This window comes from Novosphingobium sp. (assembly GCF_965229225.1).
GTDB lineage: Bacteria > Pseudomonadota > Alphaproteobacteria > Sphingomonadales > Sphingomonadaceae > Novosphingobium.
The window spans coordinates 1,139,992-1,157,699 of record NZ_OZ245867.1; the positions used below are offsets into that span (position 1 = coordinate 1,139,992).

General features: G+C 65.3%; 17 protein-coding genes and 2 tRNA genes. 13 read left to right on the forward strand and 6 right to left on the reverse strand.

Translation table 11 applies throughout. From position 1 onward, the window contains the following. The first annotated feature begins 141 nt into the window (after window positions 1–141). The 3 genes from ilvC to ACO06X_RS05035 all read left to right on the forward strand — a co-directional run bounded on the left by ilvC (window position 142) and on the right by ACO06X_RS05035 (window position 2,345). Window positions 142–1,161, forward strand: coding sequence for a ketol-acid reductoisomerase (gene ilvC, locus ACO06X_RS05025; RefSeq protein ID WP_421838879.1), 1,020 nt, complete (start codon window positions 142–144; stop codon window positions 1,159–1,161). A 151-nt stretch (window positions 1,162–1,312) separates the two neighbouring features. Next, window positions 1,313–1,606 carry an I78 family peptidase inhibitor gene (locus ACO06X_RS05030; protein WP_421838880.1) on the forward strand — a complete coding sequence of 98 codons (294 nt, stop codon included), beginning with the start codon at window positions 1,313–1,315 and terminating at the stop codon, window positions 1,604–1,606. A 70-nt stretch (window positions 1,607–1,676) separates the two neighbouring features. Further along, the gene (locus tag ACO06X_RS05035; protein ID WP_421838881.1) at window positions 1,677–2,345 is read left to right on the forward strand and encodes a YceI family protein; all 669 of its coding nucleotides are present in this window, start codon (window positions 1,677–1,679) and stop codon (window positions 2,343–2,345) included. Window positions 2,346–2,386: 41 nt separating this feature from the next. Here ACO06X_RS05035 and ACO06X_RS05040 read toward each other — a convergent pair whose 3' ends face one another. Continuing rightward, window positions 2,387–3,526, reverse strand: a complete 1,140-nt coding sequence (locus tag ACO06X_RS05040; protein ID WP_421838882.1) for an epoxide hydrolase family protein — start codon at window positions 3,524–3,526, stop codon at window positions 2,387–2,389. 194 nt (window positions 3,527–3,720) lie between these two features. Here ACO06X_RS05040 and leuA point away from each other — a divergent pair, with 194 nt between their 5' ends. From leuA to ACO06X_RS05060, 4 genes are all read left to right on the forward strand, one after another. Continuing rightward, window positions 3,721–5,391, forward strand: a complete 1,671-nt coding sequence (gene leuA, locus ACO06X_RS05045; RefSeq protein ID WP_421838883.1) for a 2-isopropylmalate synthase — start codon at window positions 3,721–3,723, stop codon at window positions 5,389–5,391. A gap of 193 nt (window positions 5,392–5,584) precedes the next feature. Then, window positions 5,585–6,361 (forward strand): DUF2059 domain-containing protein, encoded by a 777-nt coding sequence (locus ACO06X_RS05050; protein ID WP_421838884.1) that lies wholly within the window; start codon window positions 5,585–5,587, stop codon window positions 6,359–6,361. A 75-nt stretch (window positions 6,362–6,436) separates the two neighbouring features. Further along, window positions 6,437–7,495 (forward strand): amidohydrolase family protein, encoded by a 1,059-nt coding sequence (locus tag ACO06X_RS05055; RefSeq protein ID WP_421838885.1) that lies wholly within the window; start codon window positions 6,437–6,439, stop codon window positions 7,493–7,495. Window positions 7,496–7,583: 88 nt separating this feature from the next. After that, a complete protein-coding gene (locus tag ACO06X_RS05060; RefSeq protein WP_298167245.1) occupies window positions 7,584–8,561 on the forward strand; it encodes an NAD(P)H-dependent flavin oxidoreductase in 978 nt (325 codons plus the stop codon). On the opposite strand, the gene ACO06X_RS05065 is transcribed toward ACO06X_RS05060, so the two are convergent. The 4 genes from ACO06X_RS05065 to ACO06X_RS05080 form a co-directional block, all read right to left on the reverse strand. Continuing rightward, window positions 8,558–9,034, reverse strand: coding sequence for an AHH domain-containing protein (locus ACO06X_RS05065; RefSeq protein ID WP_421838886.1), 477 nt, complete (start codon window positions 9,032–9,034; stop codon window positions 8,558–8,560). The two genes, ACO06X_RS05060 and ACO06X_RS05065, sit on opposite strands and share 4 nt — an antisense overlap. A 124-nt stretch (window positions 9,035–9,158) precedes the next feature. After that, entirely contained in the window at window positions 9,159–9,896 is a 738-nt protein-coding gene (locus tag ACO06X_RS05070; RefSeq protein WP_421838887.1) for a hypothetical protein, read from the reverse strand. Window positions 9,897–10,004: 108 nt separating this feature from the next. After that, complete coding sequence (locus ACO06X_RS05075; RefSeq protein ID WP_421838888.1) at window positions 10,005–10,502, reverse strand: flavodoxin family protein; 498 nt, start codon at window positions 10,500–10,502, stop codon at window positions 10,005–10,007. After that, entirely contained in the window at window positions 10,492–11,784 is a 1,293-nt protein-coding gene (locus ACO06X_RS05080; protein ID WP_421838889.1) for a hypothetical protein, read from the reverse strand. Before ACO06X_RS05080 ends, ACO06X_RS05075 begins: the two co-directional genes overlap by 11 nt. Before the next feature lie 219 nt (window positions 11,785–12,003). On the opposite strand from ACO06X_RS05080, the gene recJ reads away from it, so the two are divergent. The 4 genes from recJ (at window position 12,004) to ACO06X_RS05100 (ending at window position 14,421) form a co-directional block, all read left to right on the forward strand. Continuing rightward, on the forward strand, window positions 12,004–13,779 hold the full coding sequence (recJ, locus tag ACO06X_RS05085) for a single-stranded-DNA-specific exonuclease RecJ (RefSeq protein WP_421838890.1): 1,776 nt from the start codon (window positions 12,004–12,006) through the stop codon (window positions 13,777–13,779). Between the two features lie 103 nt (window positions 13,780–13,882). Then, window positions 13,883–13,957 (forward strand) — tRNA-Glu (locus tag ACO06X_RS05090). 87 nt (window positions 13,958–14,044) lie between these two features. Then, a tRNA-Glu gene (locus ACO06X_RS05095) sits at window positions 14,045–14,119 on the forward strand. Window positions 14,120–14,175: 56 nt separating this feature from the next. Continuing rightward, window positions 14,176–14,421, forward strand: coding sequence for a hypothetical protein (locus ACO06X_RS05100; RefSeq protein ID WP_421838891.1), 246 nt, complete (start codon window positions 14,176–14,178; stop codon window positions 14,419–14,421). A gap of 11 nt (window positions 14,422–14,432) precedes the next feature. On the opposite strand, the gene ACO06X_RS05105 is transcribed toward ACO06X_RS05100, so the two are convergent. Continuing rightward, window positions 14,433–15,074: a DUF2490 domain-containing protein gene (locus ACO06X_RS05105; protein ID WP_421838892.1), complete on the reverse strand. Its 642-nt coding sequence runs from the start codon at window positions 15,072–15,074 to the stop codon at window positions 14,433–14,435. A gap of 356 nt (window positions 15,075–15,430) precedes the next feature. On the opposite strand from ACO06X_RS05105, the gene ACO06X_RS05110 reads away from it, so the two are divergent. After that, window positions 15,431–16,585 carry a sensor histidine kinase gene (locus ACO06X_RS05110; RefSeq protein ID WP_421838893.1) on the forward strand — a complete coding sequence of 385 codons (1,155 nt, stop codon included), beginning with the start codon at window positions 15,431–15,433 and terminating at the stop codon, window positions 16,583–16,585. Window positions 16,586–16,644: 59 nt separating this feature from the next. Then, complete coding sequence (locus ACO06X_RS05115) at window positions 16,645–17,691, forward strand: substrate-binding domain-containing protein (RefSeq protein ID WP_421838894.1); 1,047 nt, start codon at window positions 16,645–16,647, stop codon at window positions 17,689–17,691. Window positions 17,692–17,708: the final 17 nt, after the last annotated feature.

Below are 17,708 nucleotides of genomic sequence, written 5' to 3' on the forward strand. Positions count from 1 at the left end.
ACCAAACACCCGTCACCCTGAACTTGGTTCAGGGTCCATCTTGCCGCAAGCACGGCCTTTTCCGGAAGGCCACAGCGCGGGCGGCAAGATGGATGCTGAACCAAGTTCAGCATGACGCCCAAGACGCGAGGGAAGCATACTATGAAGGTCTACTACGACGCCGATTGCGATCTGAACCTCATCACGGACAAGAAGATCGCCGTGCTCGGCTACGGCTCGCAGGGCCACGCCCATGCCCAGAACCTGCGTGACAGCGGCGTCAAGGACGTCGCCATCGCGCTGCGCGCCGGCTCGGCCACCGCCAAGAAGGCCGAAGCCGCTGGCTTCAAGGTCCTTTCGAACGCCGAAGCCGCATCGTGGGCCGATATCCTCATGGTCCTCGCGCCCGATGAGCATCAGGCCGCGATCTACGCCGAAGACCTTCATGCCAACATGAAGCCCGGCGCGGCGCTGGCCTTCGCGCACGGCCTCAACGTCCACTTCGGCCTGATCGAGCCGCGCGCCGATATCGACGTGATCATGATCGCGCCCAAGGGCCCCGGCCACACCGTCCGCAGCGAATACGTGCGCGGCGGCGGCGTGCCCTGCCTGATCGCCGTCCATCAGGACGCGACCGGCAACGCGCATGATGTCGGCCTTGCTTATGCTTCGGGCGTCGGCGGCGGCCGCTCGGGCATCATCGAGACGAACTTCAAGGAAGAGTGCGAGACCGACCTGTTCGGCGAGCAGGCCGTGCTCTGCGGCGGCATCACCCACCTCATCCAGGCCGGGTTCGAGACGCTGGTCGAAGCCGGCTATGCGCCGGAAATGGCCTATTTCGAGTGCCTCCACGAAACCAAGCTGATCGTCGACCTGCTCTATGAAGGCGGCATCGCCAACATGCGCTACTCGATCTCGAACACCGCCGAATACGGCGACATCACCACCGGTCCGCGCATCATCACCGACGAGACCAAGGCGGAAATGAAGCGCGTTCTGGCCGACATCCAGTCGGGCCGCTTCGTGAAGTCGTTCGTGCTCGACAACCGCGCCGGCCAGCCGGAATTGAAGGCCGCCCGCAAGGCCGCCGCAGCCCACCCGATCGAGAAGACCGGTGCCCAGCTGCGCGCGATGATGCCGTGGATCGGCGCCAACAAGCTGGTCGACAAGGCCAAGAACTGATCCGAAAATGCGGAAGGGCGGGCCCATGCGGTCCGCCCTTCGACGAACGACATAAGGAAACCGCCCACCGGCGGTTGTGGATTTACCCCGAAGCCAATACCTCCATCTTCGAAGTATCGGGCATTTTCGAAGTATCGGGGAATTCAAAGAAATGACGTTTCGGTCTGGCGCGGCGGCGCTCGCATGGCTGCCGCTGTGCGCCGCATCAGCCCTGCCCCTGAAGGCAGAACCCGTAGCCCCTGATACCTGCAGCCTTGCTCTCACCGCCCGTTTTGTCGGCGCGCGGGCTGTTGCCGAAGTGCGCAACACCGTAGGCCAGGTTGCCCGCCCTCACCCCGTCCGCTGGATCGCCCCCGGGCAGGTCATCACCCTCGATCAGAATCCCGATCGGCTCAATGTGATCGTCGACGAAGCCGGGCGCATAGCTGTCATGCGATGCGGCTGATCGCGACGCGCTTGCTATCAGGCATCCTGCTGTGGCAGCCACGTTAGGACATTCGCACCGGAGACCGCCCGTGATACGCTTCCCCCGCGCCGCACGCACCACCCTGACGCTCGCCCTGCCCCTCGCGCTGGCCGCGCTCGCCGCGCCGTCGCTCTCGCAAATGCCCAGCACGCCCCCGGGCACGCTCGACAAGTCGCGCGTCACTGCCGGTAATTACACCGTCGATGCCACCCACTCGATGATCGCGTGGCGGGTCAACCATCTCGGTTTCAACGATTATTTCGGCCTGTTCGGCCAGCTCGGCGGTTCGATGACGTTCGATCCCGCCAATCCCGCCGCCGCGAAACTGACCGCGACGATCCCGGTCTCGAAGGTCGTCACGGTCGATCAGGCGCTCACCGCGCATCTCCTCAAGCCCGGTGCCGATGGCGGCAAGGCCGATTTCTTTGGCGCCAACGCGGCGGACGCCGTCTTCGTTTCGACCAAGGTGATCCCCGGCGCGGACGGCCTGAGCGCAACCGTCGAGGGTAACCTCACACTCAATGGCGTCACCAAGCCCGCCGCGTTCACCGCGAAATTCAGCGGCGCAGGCACCAATTTCTTCAACAAGGCGGCCACAATCGGCTTCCACGGCGAATCCACGATCAAGCGCAGCGATTTCGGCCTCGGCTTCTTCGCCCCGCTGGTGGCCGACGAAGTGAAGCTCGAAATCACCATCGCCTTCGAGAAGAAGGGCTGATTGCCTGTGCTCTCTCCCCTTCAAGGGAGAGAGCTTAGAAACTACCGCATCAGCGCAAACGCAGTCCGCAGCTCTCCCACGAAAGCTGCGGGCTGCTCCCACGCGGCGAAGTGCCCGCCCTTGGCCATCTCGCCCCAGTGGACGATATTCGCGCAGTGCCGCTCCATCCACTTGCGCGGCGTCGGTAGCACTTCCTTGGGGAAGGCACTTACCGCGATGGGCATCGCGATATCCCCGCCGCCCGCACTGCCGAAGCTCTCCCAATAGAGCCGCGCCGAAGAAGCGCCCGCCGCCGGCAGCCAATAGAGCATGATATTGTCGAGCATCGCATCCCGGCTCAGCGCGCTCTCGGGCATGCCGTCGTTGTCGGTCCAGGCCCACATCTTTTCATAGATCCAGCCTGCCAGCCCCACTGGCGAATCGACCAGCGAGTAGCCGATCGTTTGCGGCCGGGTGGATTGCTCCTTGGAATAGCCCGAATCCCAATCCTGATAGTACTTGAGCGCGCCCAACGCCTTGAGCTCCGCCGGCGAAGGGTTGGCCATATCCTCCGGCAGCGGCCGCGAAATCGGCATGTTGAGGTGGATGCCCGCACAGCCCTCGATGGCCTGAATGCCGATCTGCGTTGTCACGATGGAGCCCCAGTCGCCCCCTTGCGCAAACCACCGGGCATAGCCCAGCCGCGCCATCAGCACGCCCCAGGCTCTCGCGATCTTCTCGACGCCCCAGCCGTGCTTCTCCGGCTTTCCCGAAAGACCAAAGCCCGGCAAGCACGGGATCACCAGATGGAAGGCATCCTCCGCCCGCCCCCCATGCGCTTCCGGATCGGTCAGCGCGTCGATCACGCCGCGAAACTCGAGGATAGAGCCCGGCCACCCATGCGTCATGATCAGCGGCGAGGCGCCCTCATGCTTCGATTTCACATGCAGAAACCGGATCGCCACCCCATCGATATTCGTGGTGTAGAGCCCCAGCCCGTTCAGCCAGTCCTCGCACTTGCGCCAGTCATACGCATGCCGCCAATAGCGCACGAAATCCTGCAATGCCGCCAGCGGCACGCCTTGCGTCCAGTCGTCCACCGCTTCCTTTTCCGGCCAGCGCGCCATATCGAGCCGCGCATGCAGATCATCCAGCGCCGCCTGCGGAACGCGGTATTCAAACGGCTCGACTGCTTCAGACATCACGCTCTCCCTTGCTTTCATTCTGGACAAGCGCGGCGTCCTTCACCATAGGCTAAATTCATGATCCGCGCTCTGGACCTTACCCTGCGACTTATCCGCCCTTGGGCGTGAAGCAAGGCGGCCGATAGGCGCGCCTTCAGCGCCCAAGGGTCTCCCGTCATGAAGTCGCAATTGCCAGATCCGAAAGCCATCCCATGTCCATGATGAAGAATCCTTCGGTCAAGTACCGCCCCTTCCCGCAGGTCCCGCTGGAAAACCGCCAGTGGCCGTCGCGCACGATCACGCAGGCCCCTCGCTGGCTCTCAACGGATATGCGCGATGGCAACCAATCGCTGATCGATCCGATGGATGCGGACAAGAAGTCGCGCTTTTTCGATCTGCTGCTCAGCCTCGGCCTCAAGGAAATCGAAGTCGGTTTCCCCAGCGCGGGCGCAACCGAGTATGATTTCATCCGGGGGCTGGTTGATTCCGGCCGCATTCCGGATGACGTCTTCATCCAGGTGCTGACGCAATCGCGCGAAGACCTGATCAAAACCTCGTTCGAAAGCCTCGCGGGGGCGAAGCAGGCCATTGTCCACGTCTACAACGCGGTCTCGCCGCTGTGGCGCAAGGTCGTCTTCGGCATGGAACCGGCCGAGATCAAGGAAATCGCCCGCGCCGGCGCGACCTTCCTGCGCGATCAGGCCGCCCGCTTCCCTGAGACGGACTGGCATTTCGAATACAGCCCGGAAACCTTCTCCACCGCCGAACTCGATTTCAGCATCGAATGCTGCGAGGCGGTCATGGAAGTCCTCCAGCCCACCACGGACAAGCCGATCATCCTCAACCTCCCCGCAACGGTCGAGGCGGCAACGCCCAACATCTACGCCGACCAGATCGAATACTTCTGCCGCAACCTGCCGAACCGCGACCGCGCCGTGATCAGCCTCCACACCCACAACGATCGCGGCACCGGCGTCGCTGCCGCCGAACTGGGCCTCATGGCCGGTGCGGACCGCGTCGAGGGCTGCCTGTTCGGCAACGGCGAGCGCACCGGCAACTGCTGCCTCGTCACGGTCGCGCTCAACCTGTATACGCAAGGTGTTGATCCGGAGCTGGATTTCTCGGACATCGACAAGGTCATCCAGACGGTCGAATACTGCAACCAGCTCCCCGTCCACCCGCGCCACCCCTATGGCGGCGATCTCGTGTTCACCGCCTTCTCCGGCAGCCATCAGGACGCGATCAAGAAGGGCTTTGCCGCGCGCGAGACCCAGAACGATGAACTGTGGGCGGTCCCCTACCTGCCCATCGACCCCGCCGATCTCGGCCGCAGCTACGAGGCGGTCATCCGCGTCAACTCGCAGTCCGGCAAAGGCGGCTTCGCCTGGGTGCTCGAGCAGGATCAGGGCCTCAAGCTGCCCAAGAAGATGCAAGCCCACTTCTCGCGCCACGTGCAGGACCTCGCCGATGAAGTCGGACGCGAACTGCAGGCCGGCGATATCTGGGCCGTGTTCCAGAAGACCTACCACCTCGAAGGCGAGCAGCGCTTCACCCTCGTCGACTACGAGGAAGCCCGCGCGCCCGATGGTACCCGCGTGTTCGCCGGCAAGATCGCCGTCGATGGCGAAGTCCGCTCGGTCTCCGGGCGCGGTAACGGGCTGATCTCCTCGGTCGTCGCCACCCTCAAGGACGGCTTCGGCATCAGCATCGACGTACGCGACTACGCCGAGCATGCCCTCCAGGCCGGCAGCGACGCCCGCGCAGCCGCCTACGTTGAATGCACCGGCCCCGATGGCAAAGTCATCTGGGGCGTCGGCATCGACGAGGACGTCGCCACCGCCAGCGTCCGAGCGATCCTGAGCGCAGCGAACGCGGCGGGCTGATCCCGCCAGCTCCTCCCCATTTTCACGAAGTGCAGATGGGGAGGTGGCCCGCCGCAGGCGGGTCGGAGGGGCGTCCAGTGCCTGCGCCACAGGCAATCGCCATGCCGAAATGGACGCATCCCCGGCTTGCCGCCCAACCGCCGCCGCCATAGGCTTGGCTCCGTCCAAGGCCGATGACCGGGGGAAACGAACCATGCTGAAATCCACGCGGCGCACTGCACTGGCTGTCTGCCTGGCGGCGGCCTGTCTTGCTTCGCCGCTCCATGCCCAGCAGGTCGATGCGCCAGCGGCGACCGTGACCGTTGTGGCAGTCCCTGCCGCAGAAGCAGCCACCGATCCCGCCACCGCGCCGATTGATCCGGCCCGCCTCGAAGCCGCAAGGCAGACGGTCCAGTACATCTTCCCTGCCGGCACCTATGCCCGGATGATGGACCGCTCGCTCGAAGGCATGGTCAAGCCGATGATGGATTCGCTGGGCAAGCTTCCGCTGAAGGATATGGCCGCCCTGGCCGGGGTCGACGAGCAAGTTGTCGCAACCAAGCCGGGCGCGACGCTCGACGAGCTCATGGCGATCATGGACCCGGCCTTCAAGGAACGCACCGCCGCCACCATGCCGGCCATGTTCAAGGCGATGGGTTCGCTGTTCACCGAATTCGAGCCGGTCATGCAGGCCAGTCTCGCGCGGGCCTATGCGCGCCGCTTCGATGCCCGACAGCTCGCCGATCTCAACGCCTTCTTCGCAACGCCGACGGGCACTGTCTATGCAGGCAATTCGATGATGATCTTCACCGATCCCGAAGTGCTCGGCAGCATGCAGACGTTCATGCCCACAATGATGAAGCGCATGCCGGAGATCATGAAGGGCGTGGAGGCCGAACTCGCCCGCTTCCCCAAGCGCAAGTCCTACAAGGACCTCACCCCGGCCGATCGCAAGCGCATCGCCGAGTTGCTGGGGATCAAGGAGAAGTAGGCCCCCTTCCCTTTCCCGCCCCATCCGGCATACTCCCCCGCGCGCCCGTCAAGAGGCCGACCACGAGAGAGAGCCATGCCAGAAGCCCACATCGAAGAGATCATCGAACCCGATCTGCCGATCATCGACCCGCACCATCACTTGTGGGACCTGCGCCCGCTGGTCGCCTCGTTCCCGACTCCGCTGCATCCCTTTGTCGAAACGCTGGTTCCGGCGGCTTACTACAACTTCGACACCCTTCACGCCGATACGCACAGCGGCCACAACATCGTCGGCACCGTGTTCATGGAATGCGGCGCGTTCTATCGGAACGGGGCTGAGCATGCGCTGAAGCCGGTGGGCGAGGTCGAATTCGTCAACGGCGTAGCCGCACAGGGCGCCAGCGGACTCTATGGCAGCTACCGCCCCTGCGCCGCGATCATCGGCCATGCCGACATGACGCTGGGCGACGGCGCAGTGCCGGTGCTCGAGGCGCTGATCGCCGCAGGTAACGGCCGCTTCAAGGGCATACGCCATGCCGCAGCCTGGGATGCCGATCCCGAAGTGCTCGGCCCGCCATTCCATGCGCCTGCCGGTCTCTACAACAGCGATGCCTTCCGCGCCGGATTCAAGCACCTTGGCAAGATGGGCCTCACCTTCGATGCATGGCTGCTCGAACCACAACTGCCGGATGTGATCAGCCTCGCCCGCGCCTTCCCCGATCAGCCCATCGTGCTCGATCATTGCGGCACCCCGCTCGGCACCGCGAGCTACAAGGGCAAGCTGCACGAACGCTTTGACGTCTGGCGCGAGAGCATCCGCGAACTGGCGAAGTGCCCCAATGTCTCGGTTAAACTGGGCGGCCTTGCCATGGCCTTCTGCGGCATGCCCGAGCAAGGTCCGGCTGCCGGCACGGCTTCCGAAACCCTCGCCGCGATGTGGCACCCCTATATCGAGACCTGCATCGATGCCTTCGGGCCGGAACGCGGTATGTTCGAAAGCAACTACCCCGTCGACCGCTGGGGCGCGACCTACCTGGTGCTCTGGAACACCTTCAAGCGCCTCGCCCATGGCGCTTCGGCGGAAGAGAAGCACGCGCTCTTCGCCGGCAACGCGGCGCGGACTTACGGCATCGAGCACCTGCTGGCTGCCTAGCCATAAAGGGAGCGGTGCTGGCGTTTGACAGCGCCGCTTCTCCTGCCTAAACCCGGTTTAACCGCCCGCTTAAATCGGAGCTTCACGGATGCCGCTTCCCCCGCTGTTCAAGAACCTGCGCCTCCCCGTCATCGGTTCGCCGCTGTTCATCATTTCCGGCCCCGAACTCGTCATCGCGCAGTGCAAGGCAGGCATCATCGGCAGCTTCCCGTCGCTCAATGCGCGCCCGATCAGCCAGCTCGACGAATGGCTGCATGAAATCACCGAGACGCTGGCCGCGCACAACCGCGATCATCCGGAAAGCCCCGCCGCGCCCTTCGCGGTCAACCAGATCGTCCACAAGACCAACAACCGCCTCGATGAGGACATGGCGCTTTGCGAAAAGTGGCAGGTGCCCATGCTGATCACCTCGCTGGGCGCGCGGGAAGATATCAATCAGGCCGCGCACCGCTGGGGCGGCATCGTGCTGCATGACGTGATCAACGACCGCTTCGCCCGCAAGGCCATCGAAAAGGGCGCGGACGGGCTTATCCCCGTCGCCGCAGGGGCTGGCGGCCATGCCGGCGCGCTTTCGCCGTTTGCGCTGATGCAGGAAATCCGTACCTGGTTCGATGGCCTGATCGCGCTTTCGGGCGCCATCGCGCACGGCCGCTCGATCCTCGCCGCGCAGGCCCTCGGCGCCGATTTCGCCTATATCGGCTCGGCCTGGATCGCCACGACGGAAGCCCGCGCGGCGGAAGGCTACAAGCAGGAAATCGTCAGCAGCCGCGCACAGGACATCGTCTATTCGAACCTCTTTACCGGCGTTCACGGCAACTACCTGCGCGGCTCGATCGTCAAGGCCGGGCTCGATCCCGATAACTTGCCCGTAAGCGATCCTTCGGCGATGAACTTCGGCTCGGGCGGCAACACCGAAGCCAAGGCGTGGAAGGACATCTGGGGTTCGGGCCAGGGCATCGGCGCGGTCGACAAGGTCGAGACCGTGGCCGAGCGTGTCGCCACGCTCACCGCGCAATACCGCGAAGCCGCTGCCGGCCTGAGCGCCGACAGCGCGCCCTTCCTTTAAAGACTGCTCTCCGTCGCTTCCCACAGCATCTCGGCCATGCGGTCGAGGTGGCTGTAATCGAGCGCGGGATCGCGCTTGTTGAGCACGATTTCCTCACCCTTGGGCGGGCTCAACAGGCGGCGGCGCAGCGCGCGCTGCAGCAGGTCGAGCCGCATCAGCGCCTCCATGCTCGCCAGTTCGGAATCAAATTGGCGCGTGCGGCTCCAACCGAGTTCGATCTGGCCGACCCGTTCGGTAACCATTTCCGAATAGGTTCCATGTGGCCCCCGATGTAACGGCAGGCCGATCCGCTGCGCGCCGCTCTCCGTCGCCGGCAGCAGTAGTCCGTTGGCGCGAAAGTCGTGAAAACCGATGCGATCGGGCGTGAGCGCACCGATCATGCGGTTGAACGCCCGGCGATTGAGCAGCGCGCGGGGCAGCAGGTGATGACGCTGCAAACCGGGTGTATAGCCGGATTTGCCCGGCACATTCACCGAGCGGAAGGGGATCCTTCCCCTGGCCTTTTGTCCAGAAGGAACCATGCGCCCTTGTTTGCGCAGGTAAGTTAATGCCGCGCTCGCAAGCGTGCTTTAATTGCCGCCAGCAAGCTTCCTTTACCTAGCGCGGCGCCACGTTAAGCCTGTTGGCCCCGTCCGGCTCGATCCACACCGCCCCTACGCCGGCGAGAACCACTTCGCGCGCGGCATCAACGCGCCCATGCGTGACGAGCCAATCGGTGAGGCGCACCGCGATGCGGCTGTCCTCCCGGTTCGGCCCGCCGCCCCGCGCATGGAGGGTGAATTCCTGGCCCGTGAGGAAACCCAGCCCCTCGCTTTCGATCCCACTCTGGCTGCGCGCCAGCGCAGTCAGCGCGAGAGCGGGAAACGGACCGCCTGCCAGCCAGACGCCGACTGCTTCGGCAAACCACGCCGGCGACATCACGATCCGGGCCGGCCGCCAGACGACTGCCTGCAGGCCCTTCAACTGGGTCAAGTGGCGCAGGATGGCTGCCGCGACCCGCAGCACCGGCAGGAGATGCTCGGCACCGGCAAGGTGGGGGCCCACCAGAAATGATGCGGCCTCCAACGATTCGCAATTGAAATCATTAGACAAAGCGACGCGGTGTACCGCGGCCGGTAGGTCCTGCTTCGGCGCGGGGGCGAGCCCGGCAAGGTCGAAGGTCAACCCGTCCCGCAGCAGTTCTGCCTGCCCCTGTGGTGCCCGCCCGGCATTGAGGATTGAGAACCCGTCGGGCCCGACGGCGAGGTCGGCGACTTCAGACGCAGCCGGCCGGTCATCCCGACCGAACAGCAGCGCGGCAAGGGGCTCACGCCCTGCGGCACGCTCGATCACCACCAGATATGCTCCCTCACTCTGATAAGCAGAGACACCAATGTTATGCAGTCGTCGAGTCCCGTGCAGCCAAAACGGCACGGAATCGGATAAATCCACTGCGCCGACCCCCTAGAACAGGCCCATCGCCAGCCCGGCCGCAAAAGACAGTCCCAAATCATGGCATTTTTTCAGCGCCGCCGCAGGCACCGTCTTGGGTGCCAGAATGGCCGCTGGTGTCTGGGCTTCGAGGTTCACAATGAGCCCTTCGGCGATTCGCCGCAGCCGCCAGCCGGTGACGATCCGCTCGATCTGGCGCTCGGCGCCTGATCCATCCGATCCGGCCGAAATTGCCGTCGCAAAGGGGCGGCCCTCGATCTGCCCGAGCATCGGATAATAGCAGCGGTCGAAGAACTCCTTCATCGCCCCGCTCATCGTGCCGAGGTTTTCCGGGCACACGAACAGATAGCCCTGCGCGGCCAGAAGCTGCTCCGGCTCAGTCTCCTCGGCGGGAAGCAAGCGCGCAGCGCCCTCGCCGACTGCTCCCCGCAGCGCGGCCTCGGCCATCGCGCGGGCACCGCCGGTGCGGCTGTGCCAGATGATCAGCAGCATGGCCGGTTCAGCAACCATCCCCGCTGCCGCCGGCACCGCTCACCGCACCGCCCAGCGCGCCGCCGATCAGGCCGCCAAGCCCGCCCAGCCCGCGCTTCTTCGGCTTGGGCTGGCATTGCTGCTGCGATTGCTGGCCCTGGTTGCGACCGTTGCCGGCATCGGCCTCATCCATGCCCGGCATGCCGAGCAGGAACCCGGTCATCGAACGATGTCGGATATCGGCGGTCCATTCCGGCTTCCACGGTGTCTTGGGATTGGCCGGGCGCGGGGGATAGACGAAGCTTTCCTCTGGCCCATAGGCATAGAGCGTGACCATCTGGAACTGCGGCGCGGCTGCCTTGACCTCGGCAGGGACAGTGCAGGTGGTCGTCCCGGGCGCCAGCACGGTCTTGCTGGCCACCAGCTTGGCCACCGTCGCAGGCGAGAGCCAGTCCGAAAGCCCGCCGCCGAACTCGCGCGTGGCGCTCGAAGACCACCACACCATGTCGCTCATCTCGCTGCCCTTATCCATCTTCCCGCCGATCAGCGAGGCATGGTAGCCAGTCGCGTCGGGCAGCGCGTTCCAGCGCAGCAGGGTCGCCCCGCTGGGCTGCGGAGCGCTCGAAGTCCTGAGCGCGCCCATGAAGTCCTTGGTCAGGGTGAAATTCATTTCGGGCGAGTAATTGCCCGCAATCCTGTGCGCGCCGATCAGCGAACTGTCCGTCCGGACCGACGTCTTGCCCTCGTCGTTGGGCCAGGAGCCATAAGTCTTGCTGCTCGAATAGGAGACGCGGCGCTCCATCGGCACATTGCTTGTCCACAGGCCCGGCGGCATCTGCCCTGCGGCGATCTTCGCGAAGTCGATCACCACCGGCTGACCGGCAGGCGCATGTTCGCCGCAGCCCCAGAAGATCAGCATGCGCCCCTTGGGCCGTTTGAAGTCACGCTTCTCGACCGGTTCCTCGGGGCCGACCGGTCCCTTCACCGGCGTCTTCAGCGGCACCGACAGCCCGAGCCTGGCACCGGCGGGCATGAAGTGGTCAGCCTTGGGCGGACCGCCGGCGGGAACCCGGCTCGAACCCAGATCGAGCCACAGTTCGTGCTGCGGCGCGTTGCGATTGCCGCCGCCGAAGGCCATGCTCATCGCCGCGCCCATCCCTCCGCCACGCATGCCCGCCATGCCGCCCATCAGGCCGGAGGTGGTGCCGGCCCGCATTTCATAGCGGGCAATCGGTGCGGATGTCTGCGCCACGCCGATGCCGACGAGCACGACACTCGCGCTCCCTGCGGCAACGATCAGACGGATGCGGTTCTTGGTCATCGGCTCCAACCCCTTTTGCAAGAGCGGTGCCTGTGCCCCCCTCTGCCTGTTCGTACGGCGCGACCGGATTACCCTTTTGCCGGATGCGACCATATCCGCAGGCCTTCTGTCAATCGCGCTGCGGTGATGCGATGATCTGGCACACAGATATGCAGCGGAATGTGGGCAGCATCTGCCCCGCCCTTCCCCGCGCCGCCGCGATCGGTTAGCGCCTTCAGCATGATCCCGGTCACTGCCATCACCCATTCGCTGTCCGGCCTCGCCTGGCGCTGGCGCGGCGGCAACATGGACCTTGCCGGCGGCGCTCTCGGCCAGCTCGATGGCCTTGTTGATCAGCTGCTGCTGGCGCGCGGTGTGGAGCGCCAGGATCTGGAGCGCCACCGCCGCCCCACCTTGCGCGATTTCCTGCCCGACCCTTCGATCTTCAACGACATGGATGCAGCTGCCGTGCGCCTCGCCGATGCGATCGCCAGAGGCGAGGCGATCGCTGTCTATGGCGACTACGACGTCGATGGCGCGACCAGCGCCGCGCTGCTGATCCGCTTCCTCGCCAGCCTTGGCGTTCAAGCGCGGCCCTATATCCCGGACCGCCTGCTCGAAGGCTATGGCCCTTCGGCCGAGGGCCTCGTCAAGCTGGCGCGCGAGGGTGCGCAGCTCATCGTCACGGTCGATTGCGGCGCAATGGCCTATGAAGCGCTTTCGGCCGCGCGCGCGGAAGGTGTCGATGTCATCGTCGTCGATCACCACAAGTGCAATCCGGAGCTGCCCCCCGCCGCCGCGCTGGTCAATCCCAACCGGCTCGACGAAAGCGACGAGGCCGCCAGCCATGGCCACATGGCCGCAGTCGGCGTCGCGTTCCTCCTTGCGGTCGCAACGCTGCGAACCTTGCGCGCACGCGGCCTGGTCAGCGCTTCGGCCGCGCCCGATCTCATGGGCCTGCTCGATCTCGTCGCGCTCGGCACGGTGGCCGATGTGGCGCAGATCCGGGGCGTGAACCGCGCATTCGTGGCGCAGGGCCTCAAGATCATGGCGCGCCGCGCCAATGTCGGCCTCGCCGCGCTGATCGACGCCAGCCGCCTGACCCGCGCGCCCACTTGCAGCGATCTCGGTTTCGCGCTCGGTCCGCGCATCAATGCCGCGGGGCGCATCGGCGATTCGAGCCTCGGCGTGCGGCTGCTGACCACTTCGGATGCAGAGGAAGCCCGCACCATTGCGGCGCGCCTATCCGAACTCAACGACGAGCGCCGGGCCATCGAGCAGGTCGTGCAGGAAGCCGCCGAAGCGCAGGTTCTGGCGCAGCACAACCGCAGCGTGGTCGTGGTGCACGGCGCGGGCTGGCATCCGGGGGTGATCGGCATCGTGGCCGGCCGCATCAAGGAAAAGACCGGCCGGCCCACGCTGGTCATCGCCGAGGATGGCGATTCTGAAGGCAACGGCAAGGGCTCGGGCCGCTCGATCCCCGGCGTCGATCTGGGCGCGGCGATCATTGCGGCGCGGGCGGCGGGGCTGCTGATCGCGGGCGGCGGCCATGCCATGGCCTGCGGGCTGACCGTGGCCGCGGGCGGCACCGAGCGCCTTGCCGACTGGCTCGACGAGCGCCTCGCCCGTGATGTCGCGGCAGCGCGGCAGAGCCAGTCGCTGCTGCTCGATCTCAGCCTCGCGCCCGGCGGCCTCACCCCCGATCTCGTCGAACGGCTCGAGGCTGCCGGCCCGTTCGGCATGGGCTGGCCCGGCCCCCGCGTGGCCGTGGGACCGGTGCGCCTGATCAAGTGCGACATTGTCGGCGCGGATCATGTGCGGATGATCGCAGGCGGGCAGGACGGCCGCTCGTTCAAGGCCATGGCTTTCCGCGCGGGGGAGAGCGAGATGGGCCAGGCCCTGCTCCACGGCGCGCGCGGACGCCAGTTCTGGCTTGCCGGCCGTGCCAAGATCGATGACTGGGGCAGCCGCCCTGCCGCCGAACTCCATGTCGAGGATGCGGCCTTTGCCGACTGAGACCTTCCCCTTGGGACAGGCGTTTGCGTCTCCACAGGGAGGGGGTTGACCAATCCGATACTCCGTCCTAGACGCGCGGGCCTGCCACGTGGCCTCAGCCAGTGGCCCCTTCGTCTAGCGGTTAGGACGCGGCCCTTTCACGGCTGAAACACGGGTTCGATTCCCGTAGGGGTCACCAACTGAATGCCAGGCGCCCAACTCCTGCCAATGGGCGCGGGCAAGAAGAATACGACCGGGGCGGGACCGCCGACCCGGTTTACGGCAAGGCCCCTTCGTCTAGCGGTTAGGACGCGGCCCTCTCACGGCTGAAACACGGGTTCGATTCCCGTAGGGGTCACCAGCCGGACGGCACCGGCCACCTGGCAACCGCCTCCCGGCACATGGTCTGACATGCGAATGGCGCCATCGGCGCGGGATGCGATGGACTTCGATTCGCTCAGCTACACGGCGGAATTTGTCGGCCTCGGCGCGATCATGCTGATCTGCGGCTTGCTCGCCGGCCTGCGCGAGCGCCGTGAACGCCGCCGCCTCGATCTCGATCGCATCAGCGCGGTGCCCTGGGGGTTCATTTCGGCGCTCTGCTCGATGCTGGCGATCATCACCCTCTCAACGGCCGCCAAGTTCTACTTCGCCGGCACCTAGAGCAAAGGGCTTCAGAAGTTGCCCGTCAGCGCGACCGAAAAGACGTGGTCGTGATTGTCCGCAGCGCCGCGCACGAAACCGTGCTGCAGCAGGTAACCCGCCTCGATCCCGAGCTTTTTGCTGAGTGGCGCGGAAAGGCCCACGAAGTTGCGCATCCGCTCCTCGCCGCGCACGCGCTGGAAGGCAGAGGTGTTCAGATCGATGAAGCTCTCGTGGCTGGCGACAAGGTTCACCTTGCCCGCAACCGGCATGGATGCCTTGATGAATGGGCGCAGCCGCCATGCAGGGCCGCCCTGCCCTTCACGCCAGCGCTCCTCGAGCCGCACGCGGCCGGAGAACTTGATCCCGCCGATCTGCGCAAAGTTGTCGACATTCACCTGCTGGCGAAAACGGTGCTCCATGCGCGTGAAGTCGCCATGGTCATACTGGGGATTGTGCGTATAGCCGAGCCACAGCGTCACCTGCTTGTTCGGCTTGTAGCCGACCATCAGGTTGTCCTCCACCTCATAGAGTCCGCCACGGATATCGCTGAAGCGCAGCACGGTTTCGTTGCTGGCGCGAAAGCCGCCGCCGAGGTCGACATTGACGGTGGCCGCCGCCCAGCCTTGCGCATCGTCGCGCGCTTGGGCCGTACCGGCCACGGCGAGCGCCATGGCGGTGGCGAGGGCAGGAACAGCGATATGTACGAGTTTGCGGGACAAAGCGTGGGCCTTTCAGGACGGCCCCCGCGCACTATGAAGGTTTGATGACATTAATGTTACAGATTGTGTCAATCTTGATGTCTTTTTGACAATCAAGCGCCATTTGTGACAGCCAGCCGGAGCTCGGGCGAAAGTTGGCGGTAAAGCCGTAGTACCCCGGCTTGCATGCACCCTCCCGCCTCGCCTATTGGACCCTTGTCCGGAAAAAGTCCGGCGCCGAACGCCGTGGTCGCAGCGCTTGTCACGGGTCGGTAACACCGGTGGTATCAAGCAGCCTCATGGAATCGCCAAACCTTCCCTGGCCGAGCATGGTCGTTGCCCTTGGCACGGTCATCGCCATGGTCGTGCTCGGCACCAATCCGGGCCTCGGCGTCGCGGTCCTCATCCTCTGGTTGGGCACCTTGTGGCTGGCCCGGCCCGAACCGCAGATCGCCGTGCGCATGGCCGACGAAGGCACCGTCTCGCGCCAGGCCATGGTAGAGCTGGTCGAACCCTTCAGCGTGCCGGTGCTGATGCTTGATGGTCAGCGCATCGCCGCCGCCAATGCCGCCGCACGCGAGGCGCTGGGCTCGCATATCGTAGGGCAGGACGCGCGCGTCGCCCTGCGTCATCCGGAGGCGATCACCCTGCTCGACAAGCCGCAGGGGGATGCGATCGTGCGCGGGCTCACCGGTGCGCGCAGCCTGTGGCACGTGCGCCGTGTCAGCATCGACCAGCGCTATTCGCTGATCGAGCTCGTCAACCGCACCGCCGAAGCAGATATCAGCCGCTCGCATACCGATTTCGTCGCCAATGCCAGCCATGAGCTGCGCACGCCGCTCGCGTCGATCATCGGCTATATCGAAACGCTCGCCGATCCCGATGCCAAGGTCGACGCCGCGACGGCAGCGCGCTTCCACGCGACGGTGCTGCGCGAATCGCGCCGACTGCAGAACCTCGTCGAGGATCTCATGTCGCTCTCGCGCATCGAGGCGGAAAAGCACGATATCCCGCGCGAGACGCTCGATCTCGGCCAGCTCGCGGCCAGCATCAGTGGCGAGATGGGCGCGACGGTCGGCGAAAAGCGGATCGAGGTGCAGACGACCTCCGCCCTTGTCATCGGGGATCGCCAGCAGCTCGATCAGCTCATCCGCAATCTGATCGACAACGCGCTGAAGTACGGAGACCATGACCAGCCCGTGCGGGTAGACGTGGCAAGCGAGGGCGGCGAGGCCGTGCTCAAGGTGGTGGACCGGGGCGAAGGCATCCACGCCGATCACCTGCCCTATCTCACCCGCCGCTTCTACCGCACCGATCCGGGTCGCAGCCACGCGGCGGGCGGAACCGGGCTCGGCCTTGCCATCGTCAAGCACATCGTTGAAAGACACCGGGGCAAGCTCGACATTTCCAGCGAGCTGGGCAAGGGCACTTCCGTCACCGTGCGCTTTGCGCTCGCACCAACCACGCAACACTCGATGTCATAAAACTGTCACGCAAGGGTCACATGGCGCCGAGCGACGCTGCGTCAAAGGGAAAACATCAAATGACTGCGAATCGCCTCATATCCGGATCGGTGCTGGTCCTCGCCACGCTTGGTCTCGCCGCTTGTGGCGGCGGGCAGAGCGCAAGCCGCGATCAGGTCCGCGCCGTGGGTTCTTCCACGGTCTATCCGTTCGCCAAGGCCGTTGCGGAAGCGCTTGCCAAGGAAGACCCGTCCATCAAGTCGCCGATCATCGAATCGACCGGTACGGGTGCCGGCATGAAGCTGTTCTGCGCCGGTGTCGGCCCGCAGCACCCCGATATCGAGGACGCCTCGCGCCGGATGAAGAAGTCCGAGTTCGAGGAATGCCAGAAGAACAACGTGAAGGAGATCGTCGAGATCCAGGTCGGGCTTGATGGTGTCGCCTTCGCCGAAGGCAGCAACGGCCCTGGCATCGCGCTGACCCCCGAAGACGTCTACAAGGCGCTCGCCAAGACCCCGTTCGGCAAGCCCAACACCGCCAAGACGTGGAAGGACGTGAACCCCGCCCTCCCCGCCGAGCCGATCCTCGTCTACGGCCCGCCGTCGACGTCCGGCACGCGCGATGCGCTGAAGGAACTCATCCTCACCAAGGGCTGCGAGAGCGACCCCGCGATGAAGGCCCTCAAGGACAGCGACAAGAAGAAGCATGACGCGGTCTGCGGCGAAGTGCGCGAAGACGGCGCCTATGTCGATGCGGGCGAGAACGACAACCTGATCGTCCAGAAGATCGAAGCCAATCCCAAGGCGATCGGCATCTTCGGCTATTCCTATCTCGAAGAGAACCGCGACAAGCTGAAGGGCCTGACCATGGGCGGCGTCTCGCCGACTTATGCGACGATCACCGACTTCTCCTACCCCGGTGCCCGCCCGCTCTACATCTATGTGAAGAAGGCGCACCTCAAGGCGATCCCGGGCCTCCAGGCCTATGTGAACCAGTGGGCGAAGCTGTGGAGCAAGGACGGCGTCCTCGCCAAGGCCGGCATGGTCGTGGCGCCTGATGACGTGCTGGCCGCCAGCGCCAAGGCAGCGAGCGAGCTGCCCGTGCTCGATGGCTCGCAGCTGAAGTAAGGACCGGACAAGGGGCC

What these genes read in the sequence shown, in the direction of transcription:
- ilvC (WP_421838879.1), top strand. Translation starts at nt 142, where the DNA reads ATGAAGGTCTACTACGACGCCGATTGCGATCTGAACCTCATCACGGAC.
- ACO06X_RS05030 (WP_421838880.1), top strand. Translation starts at nt 1,313, where the DNA reads ATGACGTTTCGGTCTGGCGCGGCGGCGCTCGCATGGCTGCCGCTGTGC.
- ACO06X_RS05040 (WP_421838882.1), bottom strand. Translation starts at nt 3,526, where the DNA reads ATGTCTGAAGCAGTCGAGCCGTTTGAATACCGCGTTCCGCAGGCGGCG.
- leuA (WP_421838883.1), top strand. Translation starts at nt 3,721, where the DNA reads ATGTCCATGATGAAGAATCCTTCGGTCAAGTACCGCCCCTTCCCGCAG.
- ACO06X_RS05050 (WP_421838884.1), top strand. Translation starts at nt 5,585, where the DNA reads ATGCTGAAATCCACGCGGCGCACTGCACTGGCTGTCTGCCTGGCGGCG.
- ACO06X_RS05055 (WP_421838885.1), top strand. Translation starts at nt 6,437, where the DNA reads ATGCCAGAAGCCCACATCGAAGAGATCATCGAACCCGATCTGCCGATC.
- ACO06X_RS05060 (WP_298167245.1), top strand. Translation starts at nt 7,584, where the DNA reads ATGCCGCTTCCCCCGCTGTTCAAGAACCTGCGCCTCCCCGTCATCGGT.
- ACO06X_RS05075 (WP_421838888.1), bottom strand. Translation starts at nt 10,502, where the DNA reads ATGGTTGCTGAACCGGCCATGCTGCTGATCATCTGGCACAGCCGCACC.
- ACO06X_RS05080 (WP_421838889.1), bottom strand. Translation starts at nt 11,784, where the DNA reads ATGACCAAGAACCGCATCCGTCTGATCGTTGCCGCAGGGAGCGCGAGT.
- recJ (WP_421838890.1), top strand. Translation starts at nt 12,004, where the DNA reads ATGATCCCGGTCACTGCCATCACCCATTCGCTGTCCGGCCTCGCCTGG.
- ACO06X_RS05100 (WP_421838891.1), top strand. Translation starts at nt 14,176, where the DNA reads ATGGCGCCATCGGCGCGGGATGCGATGGACTTCGATTCGCTCAGCTAC.
- ACO06X_RS05105 (WP_421838892.1), bottom strand. Translation starts at nt 15,074, where the DNA reads ATGGCGCTCGCCGTGGCCGGTACGGCCCAAGCGCGCGACGATGCGCAA.
- ACO06X_RS05110 (WP_421838893.1), top strand. Translation starts at nt 15,431, where the DNA reads ATGGTCGTTGCCCTTGGCACGGTCATCGCCATGGTCGTGCTCGGCACC.
- ACO06X_RS05115 (WP_421838894.1), top strand. Translation starts at nt 16,645, where the DNA reads ATGACTGCGAATCGCCTCATATCCGGATCGGTGCTGGTCCTCGCCACG.